General features: G+C 58.1%; 16 protein-coding genes and 1 tRNA gene. 10 read left to right on the top strand and 7 right to left on the bottom strand.

Annotated elements, in window-relative coordinates:
• Positions 1–102: 102 nt before the first annotated feature.
• From BBDE_RS00295 to BBDE_RS00315, 5 genes are all read left to right on the top strand, one after another.
• Entirely contained in the window at positions 103–1,824 is a 1,722-nt protein-coding gene (locus tag BBDE_RS00295; RefSeq protein WP_012901775.1) for a hypothetical protein, read from the top strand.
• A gap of 119 nt (positions 1,825–1,943) precedes the next feature.
• Positions 1,944–3,398: an FAD-dependent oxidoreductase gene (locus BBDE_RS00300; protein WP_003842972.1), complete on the top strand. Its 1,455-nt coding sequence runs from the start codon at positions 1,944–1,946 to the stop codon at positions 3,396–3,398.
• A gap of 226 nt (positions 3,399–3,624) precedes the next feature.
• A complete protein-coding gene (locus tag BBDE_RS00305; protein WP_003838024.1) occupies positions 3,625–4,629 on the top strand; it encodes a serine hydrolase in 1,005 nt (334 codons plus the stop codon).
• 129 nt (positions 4,630–4,758) lie between these two features.
• Complete coding sequence (gene htpX / locus BBDE_RS00310) at positions 4,759–5,766, top strand: zinc metalloprotease HtpX (protein ID WP_003838023.1); 1,008 nt, start codon at positions 4,759–4,761, stop codon at positions 5,764–5,766.
• Positions 5,767–5,975: 209 nt separating this feature from the next.
• Positions 5,976–6,049 (top strand) — tRNA-Gly (locus tag BBDE_RS00315).
• A gap of 138 nt (positions 6,050–6,187) precedes the next feature.
• On the opposite strand, the gene BBDE_RS00320 is transcribed toward BBDE_RS00315, so the two are convergent.
• Positions 6,188–7,291: a site-specific integrase gene (locus BBDE_RS00320; RefSeq protein WP_003838022.1), complete on the bottom strand. Its 1,104-nt coding sequence runs from the start codon at positions 7,289–7,291 to the stop codon at positions 6,188–6,190.
• Positions 7,292–7,334: 43 nt separating this feature from the next.
• Positions 7,335–8,027 carry a hypothetical protein gene (locus BBDE_RS00325; RefSeq protein ID WP_003838021.1) on the bottom strand — a complete coding sequence of 231 codons (693 nt, stop codon included), beginning with the start codon at positions 8,025–8,027 and terminating at the stop codon, positions 7,335–7,337.
• Positions 8,028–8,159: 132 nt separating this feature from the next.
• On the opposite strand from BBDE_RS00325, the gene BBDE_RS00330 reads away from it, so the two are divergent.
• The 3 genes from BBDE_RS00330 to BBDE_RS00340 all read left to right on the top strand — a co-directional run bounded on the left by BBDE_RS00330 (position 8,160) and on the right by BBDE_RS00340 (position 11,273).
• The gene (locus tag BBDE_RS00330; protein ID WP_003842966.1) at positions 8,160–8,369 is read left to right on the top strand and encodes a helix-turn-helix transcriptional regulator; all 210 of its coding nucleotides are present in this window, start codon (positions 8,160–8,162) and stop codon (positions 8,367–8,369) included.
• 112 nt (positions 8,370–8,481) lie between these two features.
• Positions 8,482–9,927 (top strand): hypothetical protein, encoded by a 1,446-nt coding sequence (locus BBDE_RS00335; RefSeq protein WP_003838020.1) that lies wholly within the window; start codon positions 8,482–8,484, stop codon positions 9,925–9,927.
• Between the two features lie 404 nt (positions 9,928–10,331).
• On the top strand, positions 10,332–11,273 hold the full coding sequence (locus BBDE_RS00340) for an Abi family protein (protein ID WP_003838019.1): 942 nt from the start codon (positions 10,332–10,334) through the stop codon (positions 11,271–11,273).
• 441 nt (positions 11,274–11,714) lie between these two features.
• Here the strand turns inward: BBDE_RS00340 and BBDE_RS00345 are convergent, their stop codons facing one another.
• From BBDE_RS00345 to BBDE_RS00355, 3 genes are all read right to left on the bottom strand, one after another.
• Positions 11,715–13,619 (bottom strand): ABC transporter permease, encoded by a 1,905-nt coding sequence (locus tag BBDE_RS00345; protein ID WP_003838017.1) that lies wholly within the window; start codon positions 13,617–13,619, stop codon positions 11,715–11,717.
• 14 nt (positions 13,620–13,633) lie between these two features.
• Positions 13,634–16,444 (bottom strand): MMPL family transporter, encoded by a 2,811-nt coding sequence (locus BBDE_RS00350; protein WP_003838015.1) that lies wholly within the window; start codon positions 16,442–16,444, stop codon positions 13,634–13,636.
• Between the two features lie 130 nt (positions 16,445–16,574).
• The gene (locus tag BBDE_RS00355) at positions 16,575–17,855 is read right to left on the bottom strand and encodes an NADH:flavin oxidoreductase/NADH oxidase family protein (RefSeq protein WP_012901778.1); all 1,281 of its coding nucleotides are present in this window, start codon (positions 17,853–17,855) and stop codon (positions 16,575–16,577) included.
• 278 nt (positions 17,856–18,133) lie between these two features.
• On the opposite strand from BBDE_RS00355, the gene BBDE_RS00360 reads away from it, so the two are divergent.
• Together BBDE_RS00360 and BBDE_RS00365 are read left to right on the top strand one after the other, a co-directional pair.
• The gene (locus tag BBDE_RS00360) at positions 18,134–18,901 is read left to right on the top strand and encodes an SDR family NAD(P)-dependent oxidoreductase (protein WP_003838011.1); all 768 of its coding nucleotides are present in this window, start codon (positions 18,134–18,136) and stop codon (positions 18,899–18,901) included.
• Between the two features lie 60 nt (positions 18,902–18,961).
• Positions 18,962–19,564, top strand: coding sequence for a TetR/AcrR family transcriptional regulator (locus BBDE_RS00365; RefSeq protein ID WP_003838009.1), 603 nt, complete (start codon positions 18,962–18,964; stop codon positions 19,562–19,564).
• A gap of 1 nt (position 19,565) precedes the next feature.
• On the opposite strand, the gene BBDE_RS00370 is transcribed toward BBDE_RS00365, so the two are convergent.
• Positions 19,566–19,985 (bottom strand): DUF2442 domain-containing protein, encoded by a 420-nt coding sequence (locus BBDE_RS00370; protein WP_003838007.1) that lies wholly within the window; start codon positions 19,983–19,985, stop codon positions 19,566–19,568.
• 25 nt (positions 19,986–20,010) lie between these two features.
• Positions 20,011–20,232, bottom strand: a complete 222-nt coding sequence (locus BBDE_RS11660) for a type II toxin-antitoxin system YafQ family toxin (protein ID WP_074695961.1) — start codon at positions 20,230–20,232, stop codon at positions 20,011–20,013.
• Positions 20,233–20,261: the final 29 nt, after the last annotated feature.

The raw sequence follows: 20,261 nt of genomic DNA on the forward strand, positions 1-20,261 counted from the left end.
GTTCGGGCCGTGTGATGCGGCTGGCCCCTGCCTGCCATGCCCATATCGGATGTGCTTAAATTGGTGCATCAGAGAGAAGCTGCATGGCGGTGGGAGACTGATATGGGGAATGAGATGCTGGCCGGTGCCGTGGGGGAGGCAAGGCCGGGCGAGACGAAACGGTTCGGAACCGGAATGAGGGGTTGGATTCGCCGTCGTTGGCGTCCCATCACGTTCATCGCGTACGTCGTCGTGATTGTATGCGTGATGGCGTTCCATGAGCCGTGGTTCGATGAGGCGCAGTCATGGCTCATCGCACGCGATGCGTCATTCCGCGATATCCTGCTGCTGCGCCCGCATTACGAGGGGCATCCGCCGCTATGGTGGCTGATGCTGGCGATTCCCGCGAAGTTCGGGGTGTCATATGAGATCGGTCTGAAAGGCGTACAGTTGGTCTGCGCCGCGGTCATGGCATGGTTGCTGGTGTTCCGCTCGCCCTTCCCCCCGCTGGTCGCGGTCCTGCTGCCGTTCACATATTTTCCATGCTTCCAATATGGCGTCACCTCCCGTCCGTACGCGCTGATGTGCGCCGCCATATTCCTGGTGGCCGACTGCTGGAAGGGACGCGACCGGCATCCGTGGCGCTTGACGTTGAGTCTGCTGCTGCTCTGCTGCACCAGTAGCTACGGCATCGTTCTGGCATGCGCGGTGGCGTTGGTGTGGGTCGCCCGCGTGCTGCTGCAGGCGCGGTCCCTCCGCGCCCTGATCGCCGATTCCGGACGATTCGTCGCCTGGCTGACGCTGATGGCCGTGGGCCTTATGCTGGCCGCGTGCATCCTGCCATATCCCGACACCTTCGGCGTGACCCCCGGCACGAACGGCAATTCACCCATTCTGCAGTTCCTGATGTTCTGGCTGGTATTGCCGTCCGAAAGCATGTTCACGTCGTTCGCCGGCGATGTCTCGCTGCATGGCATGAGGATGGACGTCCTCCCGATTGCGGTGTGCGTGGTACTGTCGGCGTTGATCTGGGCCGCGCTGGTCCGTCTTGCGCGCAGACGCGGCGACCTTGATATTCTGTTGCTGCCGTATGCGCTATTCGCGCTGTGTGCGGCGAAGTATTTCAGCCTGCATCATCTGGGCATCATGTTTGCGCTGTTCGTCGCGGATTGGTGGATGCTTGTCCGTGACCGTCCGCTTGATGTGGACGATGCGCCGGAACGTCTACGCCGATTCGTGAAGACACGGTTCGAGAAAACCGCCGAAACCCGGCGCTGGAGTCCCTCTGTCGTGCGTGACTGCGTGATCGTGGCGTTGCTGTTGCCAAGCCTGTTGTGGAACGTCGCCGCCGTCACCTGTGACCTGCGCTACGACTATTCGGGCGCACGGGCCATGGCGGCATTCGTCAAGCGCAACGGGCTCGAGCATGACCGTTGGGTGTCGTTCTGGCGCTACTATCCCGAAACCACCTGGCCGGACGGAAGCCATACGCCGCGCCAGGAAGATACGCACCGTTACAGCTGGGCGGCAATCGCCGCCGACCCGTACTTCGACCACGGCCTACTGGACTGTACCTATCGCGGCCGTTCCTACGAACCGAACCAGGTGCCGACGGCATTGCGGATGAATCGGGAAATCGCGGCCTGTGCCGCCAATGGCGAACCTGAATTCGTGATCGGAGACACCGATTTTCCGGATTACTATTTCAAGCGCCTCGGATACCGTATGCGCGACTATCGCAAGATCACGATCGCGACGAAGCGCACGCCGTGGAAGAACTGGACCACCACCGCCGACATCACGGCGTATGTGCGCGTGGATGTGTTGCGCGATCTGCGTTCGTGACACCCCGCCATTCCGGACTACGTCAGGAAGGGAGAGTTTGGCAGAGAGCCATCCAAGCATCCATTCCCCCGGCAAATCGACCCTTTTGCGTTTCGACGGTTTGCGTTAGGCTAGAGCGCGTGACTGAGACTAATGAACTTCGTATTGCTGTTATCGGCGCCGGCCCCGCAGGCGTCTACTCCTCCGACATCTTCCTGCGCCAACTGGGCAAGCTCGGCGACGAACTCGGCTTGGGTACCAAGGCCCGCATCGACCTGTTCGAAAAGCTGCCCGTACCGTTCGGCCTGGTGCGCTACGGCGTGGCCCCCGATCATCCTTCCATCAAGTTCATCGCAAGCGCGCTCGAGAAGACGCTCGACAACCCCGACATCCACCTGTACTGCGACGTGGAATTCGGCAAGGACGTGACGCTTGACGAACTGCTCGAACGCTACGACGCCGTGCTGTTCGCCACCGGTGCAGTGGAAGACAAGCCGCTCGGACTGCCGGGAGCCGATCTTGACGGCGTGTACGGTGCCGCCAAGTTCGTGGAATGGTATGACGGCTATCCGACCGGCGCTCGCGAATGGCCGCTCGAAGCCGAAGAAGTCGCCGTAATCGGCGGTGGCAACGTGGCCATGGACGTGGCGCGCGAGCTCATGCGCAACGCCGACGATCTGAAGGAACGTACCGACATTCCGGACAACGTGTACGAAGGCATCAAGGGCAACAAGGCCAAGGTGCTGCACCTGTTCATCCGCCGTGGCGTGGCACAGGCCAAGTTCTCCGTGCAGGAGCTGCGTGAGATGGAAAAGCTGCCGGGCGTGCAGCTGATCATCAACGAGGACGACTTCGATCTGGATGACGACACCATCGAGGAGGCCGGCAAGGACAAGCTCACCCGCCAGATGGTCGAAGAACTGTTCACCATCCGTGAGATGGCCGAAGACATGGAAGACGACGGCGACACGGACTTCGAAGGCAATCCGGCCGACCGCAAGTACTATGTGCATTTCAACTCCGCGCCGGTCGAAGTGCTGGGCGAGGATGGCAAGGTCGTCGGCATCCGTGTGGAGAAGACCGAGACTTCAGCGGATGGCAGGATGAGCCGCACCGGCGAATTCGAGGAATACCCGGTGCAGGCCGTGTACCATGCAATCGGCTACAAGCCGGCCACCGCGCCGGGCATTGCCTATGACGAGCGCCGTGCGCACCTGGCCAATGCCCATGGTGATGGCCGTATCACCACGGCTGCCGAAGCCGGTGAGGATGTTGAGGTGCGTGAGCGCCTGTATGCCACCGGTTGGGCCAAGCGCGGTCCGGTGGGCCTGATCGGCTCCACCAAGTCCGACGCGCTGCTGATCGTCACCAACATGCTGGAGGATTTGTCCAAGGCCGCCGAGGGCGGACGCGTGGCCGCCGATCGCGATCCGGAATCCATTGACCGCCTGCTTGCGGAACGTGGCGTCAAGCCAATCGACTTCGCTGGCTGGAAGAAGGTCGATGCCTTCGAGCGTGCCGAGGGTGCGAAGGAAGGCCGCGAGCATAAGAAGGTCATCGAACCCGAGCAGATGCGCGCTCTGGCCCACGCCTGATTCCCACAGACCCTCGAGCAGAGAGCTCGAGGGGCTGCTCGTATGATGCTTCGATGCGCTGGGAGGGCGGCTTCACCGCATGTTTCGGCTCCCAGAAAAACCCAAGGTGTGCGTAAGGTCACGATAACTTTTCGGTCATAGCGTTACGCACGACAGGGGAATCATACGAAAACGGAGTGTCATGGGATTCGGCGATCGTAGAAATCACGTGTGGAAAACAGGTCGAATGTACATGCGTAGGCGCGTCACCGTGGCTATGACCGGCATCGCGGCGGCAGCCGCACTGGCTGTCGCCTTTGGTACGGGAGCGGCTGGTTTGCAGGGCCTTGGCTCATCCGCATCCGAGGGAGGTGGAAAGAGCGCCTCTTCCAGCGGACAAGCCTCCTCAACATCACAAACCGATGCATCCGACAGTCCGACGCAGTCCGCGATGACCGGCATCGACGCACTTGACGGCAGCGCAACGATCTCAACTTCCGGCTTCACGCTCGACACTGACTCGCAACTGGCCATCGAATCGCAGATAACCAATTTCGAATCCGCGGGATATACCGCATCCTTCGTGCTGGTCGACATCAATACCGGCCGTGCAATTTCCTACAATGCGGATGCGCAGGTCTATTCGGCGTCCGCAATCAAAGCGCCGTTCATCATGGCACTCGCTTCGACGGGTACCATCGATCTGAACGCGGTATACCAAGCGGGCGATACGCAGAATGCAACGACGAAACAGAACATCGACCAGGTGCTGACCGTCTCCGACAATACCGCTTACAGTTGGCTGGTCGACACGTATGGCACCGGCGCCTTCGATTCATGGGCGGCACAAGCCGGCACCGCCGTGCAGATGGCCGGCTATGGTTACGTGACCACTTGTGCGCGGGACATGGCGAAGCTGTGGACGCAGGGTTATGGATTCCTGTTCGCACAGCAGACGTCCGGGGCCGCCGATGTTTCCGACGAGGCGCTGCAGTGGCTGTCGGGCGATATGACGGATTCACTCAACTCCAATATTCATCGGGCGCTCGGCGACTCAACCACGGTGTATACGAAAGCCGGATGGATCAGTGGCGAAGGCGACCTGTATGCGTTGAATGACGGTGGAATCGTGGCGTCGTCATCCGGTGCGTACGTGCTCAGCGTGATGACGGACGCATGCGGACGCAACGACTTGCTCACCGAGCTGGTTGACGTATTGGATTCGGTGCATTCCGGCGCCATGCTGGCGTAGGGCGATTCGCGATCGCACGCTTTGCGCGCACCTGATATGTTGCGCCGGTCGGTGGCGGGGTGCGGACCCGATAAGGCGCTCAGCATGTATCCAGCAAAATATCAGACTGCATCTTTACGCTTGGGCCCTATGAACGGCAAATTGCGGGTGCATGGCCATTGCAATGGCTTGAAGACAACGCTGCTTTTCGCGTTGATGTGGGGCGTCATCATGCTGATTTGGTGGGCTACGGGTGGTAGTCAGCGCACGCTTGGCGTCTACATTCTCATCGGTCTTGGCTCGACTTTCGTCTCATACTGGTTTTCCGACAAACTGGCCATCGCGTCGATGGGTGCGCGGGCCGTCAGCGAGCAGGAGGCGCCGATGCTGTACAAAATCGTGCGCGAACTGTCCGCAAAGGCGGGCAAGCCGATGCCGCGCATCTACATTGCGCCGACCATGAGCCCCAACGCCTTCGCGACCGGCCGTAACGAACGGCATGCCGCCGTCTGCTGTACGCAGGGCATTCTGCAGATGCTCAACGAGCGTGAGATTCGCGGCGTACTCGGCCACGAACTCATGCATGTGTACAATCACGATATTCTGACCTCCGCAATCGCATCCGCCATGGCCACGGTGATTTCGTATCTCGGCTATTCGCTCATGTATTTCGGAGGTGGCTCGTCGCGAGACGATCGCAACGGCTCGTCCAGCAGTGGACTTGGGTTGCTCGGCGTGCTGCTGAGTGCGATCCTTGCGCCGATTGCCGCCTCTTTGATTCAGATGGCGATTTCGCGCACGCGCGAATACGATGCCGATGAGGACGGTTCGATGCTGACTGGCGATCCCGAAGCGCTCGCCTCCGCGTTGAATAAGATTTCGTACGGTGCCGAGGCCGCGCCGATGCGCAAGACCGCAGGCACGCAGTCGGTGGCCGCGATGATGATCGCCAATCCGTTCTCCACAGAAGGCTTCTCCCGCCTGTTTTCCACGCACCCGCCGACCGCCGACCGCATTTCGCGACTTATGCAGATGAGCCAGGAGATGAAGGCGCAGGGCGTGCAGTCCGGATATACGTCCGATGGGTATGTGCAGGGCGGGTATTCGCAGAGTGGATACGTGCAAGGCGGGTATTCGCAAGGACCGTTCCGCAGCTGACTGGCGGATTTGGACGGCGGATGCTCGTGCGATGCGAGTACGGCGCTCGTGTGGCGGAGCCACTCAACGGACTCGGCTGGCGGATCTGGCTGGCGGGCGGTTATGCGGGCGCGTGCGGCGCGGGTCGGTAATCCGTATATCGGGAACCGCGTCTGTGGAGCCGTGCGCGACGTGCTAAACTTAACCTCCGTGCCCAAAAGGCACTTTTTGCGGATGTAGTTCATCGGTAGAACGAAAGCTTCCCAAGCTTTAAAGGCGGGTTCGACTCCCGTCATCCGCTCCATTTGCCTCAACGGTGAGGTGCTAAAACCCAATCATTCCAACGTTTTTCAATTTTGTGGATACCTGCTCAATCACTGGTTTTTTCCTGAAATGTTGTCACCGTGTTGTCACGGAGGGGGTCTGAAGAGCGGTATTCAGCTCAGCGAACATTCCCGGAGTTCGAGGTCTTCGCGGCTGCGATCTTGCTGCTGATGGATGTAGCCACATCGTCAAGATCGGTGTCAAATAGGTCTGCATAGGTATCTAAGGTCATGGCCGCGTTCTTGTGCCCCAGCATGCGCTGGACAGCCTTGACATTGGCTCCGGAGCTGATGGCAATGGAAGCCGCCGTGTGGCGAAGATCGTGGCAGGTCAGTGTGGGAACGCCGGAATCGCGCAATGCTCTTGCATACCAGCCGTGATTTTTCGCGGATTGCTCGCGGAGATGTCCTCCGGATGGTGCGGTAAACACTAAATCCTCAGGTCCCTTGCCTTCGCACTGTTCTTTGATGGCGGACATTACTTGATCGGGAACGGGAACGTCCCGTACCTCCCAAGTTTTGGGGGCACCTTCGAAGTGCTTCTTGCCGGAACGGACCCAGCTCAACCGCACCCTGAGGCGATTGTTCTGGGTGTCCACATGCTTGACGCGCAATGCTGCCGCTTCGCCCCATCGAAGGCCGCAGAAGCCCAGCGTCAAAATAAGGGCTTGGTAAGTACCCGCTGCATGGGCAAGGTCAATAACCTGTGCGGGCGTGAGGTAAGTGCGTTCCTTCCGTTGTTTCCTTGGGAGTTGGCATCCGTCTGCCGGATTGCGTCGTATACTGCCGTCTCGAACGGCAAGATCCAGCACTCCTTTGAGCACTCCGTGGGCGCGAATGGTGATTGTCGCTGATCGCTTTTTTGCAAGTTCGCTGACCCAAGTCTGTATCTCGCTGTGTCTGATGGATGCGATTTCCCGATTTCCCCAAGCGTTGCACACATGCACTCTCCATGAGCACTCAAGATCGGCGTAATACTTGGGTTTGACGACGTTTTTCTTGCCTTTGAGCCAGGTGTCTGCGAATTGGCAGACCAGCGTTTTGCCGGCGTTTGGGTCGATGTAATCGTTGTCTGCGATATACGTCGTCATGCGGGCCAGATAATCCTGCGCATCTTTCCGCCGTCGAAAGCCTCGTTTGGTGCGCTGGGAATGATCCGGATCGCGGTAGGTGACTCGGTACCGCTTATCGCCGGACTTGGTGTTATAGGAGTATATGGGCATGGTTGGGTTGTCTCCTCCGGCGATTACCGAAGGAGACAACCCCCTATTCCAAAAGCTTCTTCAAAGAGATGTCGGGGGTGGTGTCGATTTCGGTTTCGTCGTGAACGGTAATGGGGGATGGGAGCTTCGCGGAAACTGATTCTGGAACGCGCTCTTTCATGAGTGTCAGCCAGTGCGAGGCTGTACGCAGGGGTATGTCGAAGACCTCTGTCAATCGTTTCGTTGCGGGGCCCTTGTTGAGCTGGGTGACCGAATAAACACGCGAAGCCCATTTCAGGGTGTCGGGTGTGGGACCTTGCTTGCGGAGCGCTGGGAAGTTCACTTTGCGTAGCACTTCATCTTCCCAGCTCGGCAGCGGGCCGAAGATATCGGTTCCGTTTTCCGTGATCTCATAGGACCACAGTGGCGGATGGTAGGAGCGAATAATCTGCTCGATGGGCAGGCGCGCGATGTCCCTGATTTTGAGTTCTCGTGTGGTGCCGATTTCGCAGTTGCGCAGCACGATTCGCTGCTCTTCCTCGCTGTATCCCATGTGCAGGCGGATGTCGTATTTTCCGATGCGATCCTCCATCGCGCGGATGCAGTAATCGGCTCTGACTGCGATCCCAGGGGCGATGGAGACGAACGCTGTCCGATCCATTCGATCGAAATCCGTGAAGACGATGAATTTCCATTTGTCTATAGCGAGGGCATAAGTCGCGTCTTCGTATAACGGGTTTGCCTCTTCCATGCTCATGGCAGCAAGTATTACATGAGCGACAATCACCTTGCAATAGCAATATTGACAACATAGAGGCAATAATATGCTACAATCACAGCGTTGGCAAATATGTCAACAAATAGGCAAGTCAATTGAAGGGAATCTGTAATGAGCACAGCAGTAATTGGATCTGAGCCGTACATCAGCGATGATGATGTGGTGTCTCGTATGCCCGGCATGACCAAGGGAAACCTTGCGCAGCTCCGTTATACAGGTAAAGGGCCTAAGTTCTACAAGCCTTCACCGCGCGTAGTGCTCTACAAGTGGAGTGATGTACAGGCTTGGATCGAGGGTCACGCACAGATGAGAACACGATGAGAGCCGAGACGAATAAGGGTCGCGTCAATTCCGCTTGGCGCGACCCAAAGAATCCATATTCATACGCGCCGCTGCTTAAAACTGGCGCAAGATAAGGTTGAAGGACTCTTACATGCTTCATTATAGCGATCTGCGCCCAGAGAAGGGCGAATTCATTGGAGACGGGATAGCCAGAACGGCCGGTGGAATCCCCTACAATCCAGAAGCCGATGTCAATGCGTCATTCCCTGACGATGCGTTCTGGAATTCAAGGACGAGTCTGTGTGAAATCAAGGATTACGCGGTCAGCAGGCTTGTGTCTCCCATTGCGGTACTTGCCGTGACGATTGCCCGCATCATGGTGGCGGCACCTCCTCACATGGTTCTGCCGCCATTCGTCGGTGCGGATTACGGTTCGCTGAACTTCGGTATGGTGATCCTCGGCAAGCCGGGTTCCGGCAAGGATGCGGCATTCGGAGCGGCGAGGAAGCTAGTGCCTGACATTCGGGACGCTCCGGTGACTAGTGTGGCGAGCGGCCAAGCCATCAGCGCGCTGTTCGGGCAGCGCGTGCAGGAGGGCAACAGATTCAAGCTGGAATGCAAGTCTCCCCGCGCCATGATCAGGTATTCCGAAGCATCCAATTTCAAGGCGCTGTCAAGCGCGAAGGAGAGCAATCTCCAAGCGGAGGTGCTGTCACTGTTCTCCGGCCAGCAAATCGGTGACTACACCAAAAACAAGGAGCTGGCAGTGACTATCCCGGAGCACGGATACAGGGCAGTCGTAGTGATTTCGGCACAGCCATCGATGATGGGCATGTTCGAGGCCGGTGTCGGCGTGGGATTCCAACAGCGGTTCCTTTACGTCTCCGCATATGATGACAGACTCAGCGTCCGTCCTATCGGCGAAGAGCCGGTGGAGCTTTCCTCGTTGACTAAGTTCCCGTACGATACGAAGGCGTTGCCCGCAGACTATCCCATCGAGCAAATGAACAGGCTCTACGAGTGCGGCAGCTACGTCAAGGCCAATGAGGCTACACCGGAATCCAGCCATCTGCGGATGTACCCCATGCGGATGCCTCCCATTGTGAGGAATGAGATCATCGCTGATAAGCAGCGGGTCAACAGGGAGCGCGGAGGTGACCCGCGCAGAGCGCACAGCATGTTTCTGCGCGAAAAGCTGGCGGTGGGGCTCCGTCTGCTTGAAGACCCGCGATCGTCCGAGACCACTCAGGAGGATTGGGAACTCGCGGGCAGAATGATGCAGTACTCGCGTGCATGCTACGAGGAGAATCTGCGGGAATTCGAAGACGAGAACCTTACTCGCCGTGCGGACTTCAAGGAGCAGGACGAACTGGCGCGCGAACGGGTTGACATTCGCTCCCGTTGCGCGACAGAGGAGCGCATTGTCGATATCCTGTCCGCTTCGAGCCAGCCATCTGTATCCAAAGGAGAATTAAGCCGAGCCCTGTCGAAACGGCAGAAAGTCTACATGGATGACGCGTTGGAAAATCTGATGACTTCAGGAAAGATCAAACATAGAAAAGGTGTGAAAGGCGGACACTGGTACTCGCTCATCTGACTCAACCAAGCAGCCTACCGACCTACCCGCCTACTCACTACTGCCATAAGGGTTTTCGTCGCCTACTCACGCAATCTACCAACCTACCTAAGAAAACCTCAAGTAGGTCGGTAGGCCAAGTTGGTAGGCGGTCGAATCCCAATGATTCCAAAGGGTAGGTTGGTAGGTTGGTAGGTTTTGGGGTATGAGTGACTTATTGATGAGCAATGTGTCTGGAATCGCAGCGGCGGTATTTCAAAGAGTCATGGGATGATTGTTTTCCAACAGCATCACGACACGCATCGTCGCACAATAGTCATTCCCGTGATAAACTTTTCATGCGATAAAGCTGGGCAGTGTCCAGTTCGTAAAAACCGCTTCCGGAATTCCGGGGCGGTTTTTGCGCATCTAGGCGGGAGAACACGATGCACAAGCCATTCATGCCAGTAGCCGATCAAGTGAAACTACTGGCGTCCCGTGACCTAGCAACGGATTCCCGCACCTCATGGGTGCTTGAACGAGAAGGCTACTATTCCGTCGTCAACGGATACAAGACACCTTTTCTGGATAAGGAAAAGACGGAAGCAGCTGGTGATGACCGCTATCGCGACGATGCTTCGTTCAATGACATCTACAAGCTATACGTGTTCGACCGCAATCTGCGGTTCCTGTTCTTCAGGATGACCACCTTGGCCGAGGCTATCCTGAAAACGGTTTGCTCACATGAGTTCACGAAACTGAACCCGAATGAAAAGAACCCCTACCTGAACATTGCGAACTACGCCAGCAGCGGGACAGCGCACGAAAAAGCAATAAAGCTTATACCCCGACTGGAGAAAATTCTGCACCTGAACATGCAATCGGGGTACGCGGACAAGAAGGGCTATCTCCGTCATTGCCTGGAGCGGCATGATGGCGAAGTCCCGATGTGGGTGCTGGCCAACGATCTGACGCTCGGGCAGATGTATTGGTTCTTCCAATCCCAGAAGACAGAAGCGCGAGCCAACATCGCACGCAGCTTCACCGCATTGTACGCGGACTCGCACAAGCATGAAATAGAAATCACGTCTCAGCGGCTCGACAAAATCTACCGCAGAATCAAGGACTATCGCAACATCTGCGCGCATGACGAACGCCTGTACTGCGCCCACCCACACGACTCGAACATTACGGTCTTCCAGCTCGCCAAGGATTTGCAATTCGTGACGGACAAGCAACGGTACCTTGAATTCCTGCAAGGATTTGATTCATTGCTGATGCACCTACGAGAAGACATCCCCCATTACCTTGATGCCGTATGCGTTGAGATTGGACTGCACTATCCGGATGAACTGCACTTGTTCATGCAGCAAATACGCGAAAAATAAGCCAGCATGCCGCATATTGTAGTGATTCTACGCCAATTGCCCTGCCGATCATTCCTGAATTTTGCAGCCAAGCCAACCGAGGACATCTCCTGTAGCTGACGGATACCAATCCGTATCAGACCCTCGACCGCATTGCGCAATTGGCAAAATTGGTGGGAGCAATGACGCTCCCACCAGTCATGAATCAGCCTAATCGGCTACATCGTAGTATTGGACACTTGCTTTGGCCGTTGCGGCATCCACGTTGAAGAATGCTTCAAATTACACGGTTTCGCCTTTATTCCAGCTGTTGGCATAAGCGGAGGTCTCAGACTTGACGTTGTCGGCGTCACACTTACTTACGACAAACCTCGATAGTGAGACAGCTTGCTGTCAATTGTGTTTTCTATAGAGTCATGATGGAGTATCAGATCAATATTTCACGATTTGCGGTATCCATAGTCAGAAGGTCTGAGATGGCAATCGCAGCTGATTCGGATTCAGCGTGCGTCGTCGTGCAGTCAGGGCAACACAGGCAAGGAATCCGACGACCCACCATGTCAATAGGGTCAGCAGTGGCTGCGTGATGCTGCCACTTCCGGTTATGGCCGTTCGTAGCATCATGTTGGCGGCGTGTGTGGGCAGCATGGACGCCAAGGAGGCCAATGGTGCGGGGATAGTGGAGACGATACCCGTAAGCAGTGTCAGTGCCATCAGCATCATGGACAGCAATCGCCCGAGGCTGCCGAAACTGCCGATCAGCGCCTGGTTGATGGCATTGAATGCCATTGCGCACACCAGTGCCATGATCATCAGAAAAGCGCCATGCTGGTTGTCGAGCCTCAAGCCTGCCCACGCAATGGCGCTTGCAAGCAAAGCGCCGATTGACGCTGCGGCCGTTCCAAGGAACATGCCTGTAGCCACTAGTTTCCATGTGGATTCCTTCGAAGTGAGTATGTCGGCGGAGATTGGGCGGGCAATCACATACACCGCAAGCGACAGGCCCCATAGGGCCAGTGCCAGCAGCAGGGTGGCGGCCAGCAATCCGGAAGGGATGCTGGAGATGATGGACCGGGTGGGTTGGGCGATAGTGGAGGCCAGCCGCTCGCGCGCCTCTTTGCTGAAGGTAGGCACCTGCTTCACTCCGTTAGTAAGACCTGAAGACAAGGTATCCGCGCCTTCCTGCAGTTTCTTTGTACCGTCGGAAAGCTGTGCTGCGCCATCGTTGATAGCGGTGGCTCCATCGGACAGCTGGACGATGCCTTGATTGAGTTGGCTTGCGCCATCGGCCACGGATTTCGCGCCGTCGGCCACTTGGCGTGAACCTTGCGCGAGTTGGTTGATGGAGCTTTGCGTATGCTGGATCTGTGCGATGGCTTGAGCTTTAGCCGCATCGATCCGTTCGGCTGGCTCCGTGGCCTGACTGAGGGCTTGGTCAAGTTTGTCGCAGTAGGCTTGCGGCGTGTTGTTGGCGGCGCATTGCCCGACCAATTCTTGCATCTGCTGGAGCGCTGCTACGGCCGAAGGGGCTTGTTCGAGCAGAGAGGATGCTTGCTGGGCTATCGGGGAGACGGTGCTTGCCAGCTGTTCGTTGCCTTGCGCCACTTGTTCCGCGCCCTGGGCGACCTGTTGTGCTCCCGATTCCAGTTGCGAACCGCCTTGCTTGAGCGTTGTCGTGCCATCAACCAATTGCTTGGTGGCATCATGCAACTGGTTCGCACCGTCATGCAACGTGTTGATACCGCTGCCGAGCTGGTTCGCGCCATCGGCGGCTGTTGACAGGGATTCGTGCATGGTGTTGGACCCATCGTAGACGCTGCCAAGATAGGTGCGAATAATCAGTTGATCCAGATTGTTTTTCGCGCGTTCGGCGGCCGCGCGCGCGAATTGCGGATCGTTGACGCCGGTGGTGTTGGAGGTTTCCATATGCACCAAACCGTTGGAAACACTGCTGGTGTCTCCGGTGAGACTGGCCTGCATGGTGTCGACGATACGTTTGGAGAAATCATTCGGTATGGTCACCGTAATGGCATAGCTGCCGTTGTCTAAACCGTTTCGGGCATCATCGGCGTCGGTGAGTGTCCAGTCGTAGTCGGAGTCGTTGTTGTGAAGCAGTTCGGACGCAAGCTGCCTGCCAAGCGGCAGCGTTTGCCCGTTGAGTTCAACCGGTTCGTCATTGTTGACCACGGCCGCTTTGGCAGTAGCCGGATGATTGCTGGTGCCGTGGAAAGCGAAAAGCCCGAGCGAAAGCATGAACACGGGTATCAGGATGATTGCTGCCCAGAGTCGCCAGGTGATGGTGCGGGGCGTCCAGGTGCGTGCCGTCGGTGTGATGGAGTCTCGCAGGCGCTGTGTGAAGAAAAGCATGGGTGTCCTTGTGCTCATTGTTCGACGTGTGTGGAGGTGGTGATGGGTGAGTTGATGAACCGGGCGAAGCGCGTGATGTGGCTTTCCGGACGGTCAAATTGGTCGGTTCGCTCGCTGTCTCGGGTTCTAGAGGAAAGGCGCAATATTGTTAGCGGCATGCCATGCAGGATGTCGCCCAGCGTAGAAAGATTCCGGCAAGAGAGCACGTAGGTGGTCTCGCCACGCTTGCTGATTGCGTCGCGCAGCTGGGCCCGGGCGTCGGGCTGCAGCACCATATCGGCATCGTTCAACATGATCAACCGTGTGCCATCATTCGTGGCCTGTCGCATATCCTCCAATGGATCCGCCGCATTGGCACAGCTGATGAGTGCTACGTTGGAACGTATCTCGCGCATGTGCTGAGGCAAGGTGCATCCTATGACCTTCAGGTCGCCTCGGAACGTGGTGACCCTGACCGCGAGAGTGTAAAGCAGTGCGGACTTGCCTGAAACGCCGGAATCCTCGACCACCAGCACTTCGCCGGGTTTGATATGCAAGTCGATGTGCTCATACAGAGCGTTTCCGTTCATATCATCCAGCGTGAGATCATGTGCGCTGAGCACCTCGGTACTGTCGGGAGTAGGCCAGTCACGCAGACGAAGCTCACGCTCCAATCCGTCGCCTTCCGCATCGAACACCGGTAGACGGCGGTCTACCCAAGCGGGCAGATGCCAGACACGTTTGCCCAACAGAGCCAATACTGCGGGCACCAAGGTCAGACGGACAACGAACGCATCGACGAACACACCCACCGCAAGTGAAAAGGCGATAGGCTTGATGGTGGCGGACCCCTCGGGGATGAACGCCGCAAACACCGACAGCATGATGGTTGCCGCGGCCACGACCACGGTGCTTGCCGAAGCAAATCCTTCCTCGACGGCCGCCTTCGCATCACCATGATGGGCATAATGCTCTCGGATACGGGAGACGAGGAACACCTCATAATCCATGGCCAGGCCGAACAACACGCCCATAAGGATGATCGGCAGGAAGCTGATCACCGGTCCCACCCGCTGCACACGGATCAATTCCGCTCCATGGCCAAGTTGGAACACCCAGGTGGTGACACCGAAAGCGGCAAGCACGCTAAGCAGATAGCCTGCGGTCGCTTTCAGCGGCACCCATATCGAGCGGAACACCATAGCCAGCAATATCAGCGACAAGCCAACCACCAGCAGGCCGAATGGCAATAGAGCTGCCCCCAGTTTCGATGACACATCAATAGCAACGGCGGTGATGCCGGTCACCGCGGTTTCAGTGTCGTATGTGTCCAAGAAATACTGATATTTACCGCGTAACTCGCGCACAAGCTGTTCGGTTGCGGCGTCGGAGGGACCGGTTTCGGGAACGATCTGGATGATGCCGGTGTCGCCCTTCGGATTGGGAGTGGCCAACGGCACCGCTTTGACTCCGGGCAAGCGCCGAATATCGTCGGCGATGCGGTTGACCAAGCCGATTGGATCTGTGGATTGGATGATATCGGCCGTGAGAATCAACGGTCCGTTGAATCCCGGACCGAAATGCTCGGCCACGGCATCGTAGGCATCGCGTGCGGGAGTGCCGACCTCTTCCACGGAATTGTCAGGCAACGCCAAACGCAGGTTCGCTGCAGGCAGAGCCAGAGCACTCAAGGCCACGGTGATGACGACGACCACAGCCAGTGGCTTGGCGGTCACCAACCGTACCCACGTGCGCGCAATGCGATGGTCGTGGCTCTTACGATTCGTGAGGCTACGGCGGCTAGTCTTGACATTGGCACGCTTCCGTGGAATCAGGCGCTTGCCAGCGAAACCAAGTAGCGCAGGCACCAAGGTTTCGGCCACGGTCACTGCCACCAGCACGCCGAACGCGGCCGCGACACCCATGGTGGTCAGGAACGGTATCCCCGCCACGAACAAACCCAGCAGCGCGATAATCACCGTCAAACCGGCGAAAATCACCGCCGAACCTGCCGTGGCTACGGAACGGGCAATGGACTCCTCCACCTCCAGTCCATCGGAGAGCTGGTCACGGTGACGGGATATCAGGAACAAGGCGTAATCGATGCCCACGGCAAGGCCAATCATCACCGCCAGCATCGGTGCCGTGGACGAGATGGTGAACCACGAGGTCATTGTGTAGATGGTCGCGACGCCCACACCCACACCGACCACAGCAGTGAACAACGGCAATACCGCGGCGACCAGCGAGCCGAACATCATCAACAGCACGATAAGCGCGAACGCCAAACCCAACGCTTCAGTCGGTGACAACGACGGAATGGCATTGCTATACGCGGCCCCGCCGCAATACGTGACCGCCCCATCCATAAGCGCATCCTGCAACGCTTTGGCATCACTGGCAATCTTCGACTTCACCTGCGAATCAAGCTCGTTGAACGGCACCTCGAACTGAATGGCGATGATCGCTGCACGTCCGTCCTCGGATACAGCGTCCTGCACCGTCTCCGAAAACGGATCGGCGGCAAGCGCCACCTGCCGATAACCGCCTATCCTCTTCGCCACAACGCCTATGGCATTGCGCGACTCAGTGGTGTCAATGCGTTGGCTTTCCGGCGCTACCGCTACGATTTGCGCCGAAGTGCCGGAAACTTCGGGAAACACATGGCCCAAGTGATCCAGCGCGTCCTGGGATTGCGAACCCGGTATGGAGAACTCGTCGTTGGTGCCATGCGCCAGCGTCGCCATACCGGCAACGGCCAACACCGACGCCAGTAGCCACGCCATCAATACGCGGCCACGTCGGCGCACCATTAATTGCCCAAGTTTGTACAGCGAAAACGACATGGTTTGGTGTTGCCCTCTCAAGTAGTGCAGAATCTACGGTTCCGAAGTGTTGAACGGTCTGGGTTTGGCGAATGATTGACGGTTATGAACAGGCTGATTTGAGTAGTATTGCCGACTGATCACGGTTGATTCAGTTGCGGTTCTTGCGGCGGCGTGGCGAGAGCACGGCGGGCCCGTGTTGTTTGAGTGCGAACAGGAGCGCGCGCATGCCGCCGATATTCGGATCCGGGTTCTTGCCGGTGCCGATGCGGTTCATCTGCAGCTCGAACCAGCTGATGACCAGCACGCCGTTGAACGCCTTGTCGAGCGACTTGACGCCGGTGGTGATCCACGGCAGCTTGAAACGGTTGGTCGGCTCGATGTCGCCGTCGAGGATGTGCTGGGGCATGTCGGGCTGCAGGACCAGTGGCCGGGCGATGCCGATCATGTCGGTGATGCCCTGTTCGAGCGCGTCCTCCATATCTGCGGGCGTGCGGAAACCGCCGGTCAGGCACACGACGGTGCCGTGCAGATCGAGTTGCTTGACGCGGGTGGCGAAGTCGGAGAAGTACACGCCTCGGGCGCTGTCCTCCTTGTCACCGGTATTGGTGGAGAAGGTCGGTTTCTCCAGCGTGCCGCCGGAGATCTCGACCAGGTCGACACCGAGATCAGCGAGACGCTGGATGACGGTCAGGGATTCGTCCTCGGAGAAGCCTCCTTCTTGTCCATCCGACGAGTTGAGTTTGACCGCCACGGGGAAATCGCTTCCGACCGCTTCGCGCACGGCTTGGTAGGTTTCGACGAGGAACCGCATGCGGTTGTCGAGGCTGCCGCCGTACTCGTCGGTGCGCTGGTTGTCGAGCGGGGAAAGGAACTGGTTGATCAGGTAGCCGTGCGCGCCATGCAGCTGCACGCCGGTAAACCCGGCCTGCTTGGCCAATCGTGCGGCGGTGGCAAAGCGCTGCTGGATGTCGTGGATCTGCGCGCGGTCGAGTTCTCGTGGTTCGGCGAAGAACTTGCCGTATTCACCTTCCAACTTGCCCGCGCTGGGAGCCCATGGATGCGGGTTGATGGTGGCTGGGGACTGACGGCCGGGATGGTTGAGCTGCATCCAGCACTGCATGCCGTTCACCGTGCCTGCTTCGGCCCACGAGCGAAATGGGGCAAGGTTGCTATCGTCTTCCAATGCCACGTTGCCGGGTTCTCCCAACTGGGTGTGGTCGACCATCACGTTGCCGGTCATCAGCACGCCCGCGCCGCCCTCGGCCCACTGCCGGTACAAAGCGGCGAAACGCTCGGTCGGCGCGTGATCGCGGTCCGCCATGGCCTCGTGCATGGCGGACTTGAAGAAACGGTTCTTGATGTGAACGCCGCAACGCAGTTCGATCGGCTGTGCGAGATGGGTGGGGCGGGTGGTGTTCTGCTTGTCCATGACGGTTCCTTTACGCTGATGCTGCATAGTGTGATATCAGCGCGCACATGCGCTGCTTGCTCAAGGCTAAGCATGGACATCAGCCCATGACTGAGACGGTTTGCTGAAAATGTCCACCGATATGCAGGCGGCGATTTGTGTGTGATTTCGAGCTGCGAGTGTCCGTTATCGTGGACACCGATGGACAGCTGTCCACGCAGTGCCGGTGCTTGTCGAATAAGGCGGCGTTTTGTCGCGGACAGAGCATTCGGTGGTTTTGAAACAAGAAGGAGCATGCGATGACTGTGGCGGTAATCAGCGGCACGACGTCCGGGTTGGGGCGTGAGTTCGTGGATGCGGTGATGGGGGAATGCCCCGAGATTGACGAGATCTGGATGATCGCCAGACGGCAAGACCGGCTGGAGTCCATCGCCGCCGAATACCCGCGCATGCGGTTCGTATGCCTGCCGTTCGACCTGAGCCAGGACGACGGTTACGCAGGACTGGAGAAGGAGTTGGAGGCGCGCAAGCCGGACATCGGTGTGGTGGTCGCCAATGCGGGCGTCGCCAGCGCCGGATTGGTGGAGGAGTCCGAGCCGGACGCATTGGAGCGTATGATCCGCCTCAATGCCATTGGATCGACGATGCTGATCCGCCTGTGCCTGCCGTACATGCGTCGTGGCTCGTTCGTCATCCAGGTGTCGTCGGTGTCAGCGTTCGCGCCGAACCCGAACCTCACGGTGTATTCGGCCACCAAGGCGTATGCGTCGTTCTTCGCCGCTGGCCTGCGCGAGGAATTGAAGCCGCGCGGCATCAACGTGCTGCGGCTGAACCCGGGCAATATGCGCACCGGCATGCAATCCGGCGTGGCCTCTCACCCGGACGCGGCCCATGGCAGCACCGCCGCCAAGCTGCCGTTCGTCGACATGGCCAGGTTCGCCCGCATCGCGTTGCGCAAAGCCCGCGCCGGCTGCGCCTCATACACCATGCATCCGGTGTACAAGGCGTACCGGGTGCTCGCCAAACTGGTGCCGATGCGACTGCTGACGCTATTCTCATGGGGCTGACGGCAATCGGACTGTCGGAAAGAACTGTGAGACGACTAAGGGAACGGATAGGCTGGAATCATGAAGGCGGATGAACAACGTGCAGGCACTCGCGCGGGGCGGCGAATCCTCAACGGCATGGCGGACGCGCTGCTCGAACTGGTGGGCGAGCAGTCGTTCGAACAGGTCAGGGTGAACGCGATCTGCGAGCGAGCCGACTACCCGCGGGCAACGTTCTACAATTACTTCGCCGACAAATACGACCTGCTCAACCATTGCTGGGCGCGGTTCGCCGCCTCGATGGAACCCCGGGATTTCGAAGGGACCAGGGACGGGTTCCACACGCTGTTCGACAGGTTCGCGGATCTATTCGATCGTAACGCCGAACTGATGAGGAAGATATTCGCGCACAACGGACTCGACGGGGCGTTGATGCGCAGCCTGACCGCGTATTTCATCGCTCGCATACGTGAATCATTCCGTGCCAACCACTGCTACCACCTCGAAGTGGCTGGAGGGTTGCCGCAGGACCTGCTGGCCGATTTCTGCGCGAACACGATGCTGCTGATCGTGCGCTGGACGTTCCTGAGCGCCACCCCCATCAGCCGCGACCAAGCGCATGCCCTGATCGACCAGCTCATCATCAACACCGAAACCAGCGGAACTGCCACAACGAAACAGTGAATCATGCTGCTGCAATCGGCAATGTCAGGCCTGTGATACAAGCGATTGCCGGGTCTTTGGAATGTTGTTGATCAGTGAACGAGTTCGCGTTGCATGGGCGTAGTTGTATGGGCGTATTGGCGGAGCTGGTGTCCGTGATGGTGTCGTAGGGGTAGGTCAGGTTGTAGAGGTTGTTGGTGTCGATGTCGATGCTGCTGTCCCATGTGAGGATGGCGTGGTCAATGGCGAAATCGTCGAAAACCGTTTGATCGCGCAGCGGTTCGTAGACGGGTTTTCCGAAGAGATTGGTGCCGTCGAAGACACGGGTCTCTCCGTTAGAGAAGGTGACGAGCATCATCCAGTCGTTGGTCGCTCGTGCGTTCACGACCTTGAGTTCGGGCGTTATCTCGCCTACGATCATGATTCCGTTGAGTTCATACATGCCGGTCCCCTTCCTTGAGCTGGTTTCAGGACAGCGGATCCACGCGATTGAATGGCTTGCTGGGGAGTGTGGGCCTATATTGTCTTGCGAGGCGTGCTCCTGTAGTTCCTGATGTTTTTGCATCGACTATTTTGAAGAGAGCGTCATGACTGCCGGTGCGCATGAGCACTAGTGCGACGGTGTCGTTGTCGCGAAAATACACGACGAGACGGTCTGCTCGGACATGGAATTCGCAGATCCCTGCCATTGTCCGGTGAGAGTGTGGTCACGGTATTC

The organism is Bifidobacterium dentium JCM 1195 = DSM 20436 (assembly GCF_001042595.1).
Taxonomy (GTDB): Bacteria; Actinomycetota; Actinomycetes; order Actinomycetales; family Bifidobacteriaceae; genus Bifidobacterium; species Bifidobacterium dentium.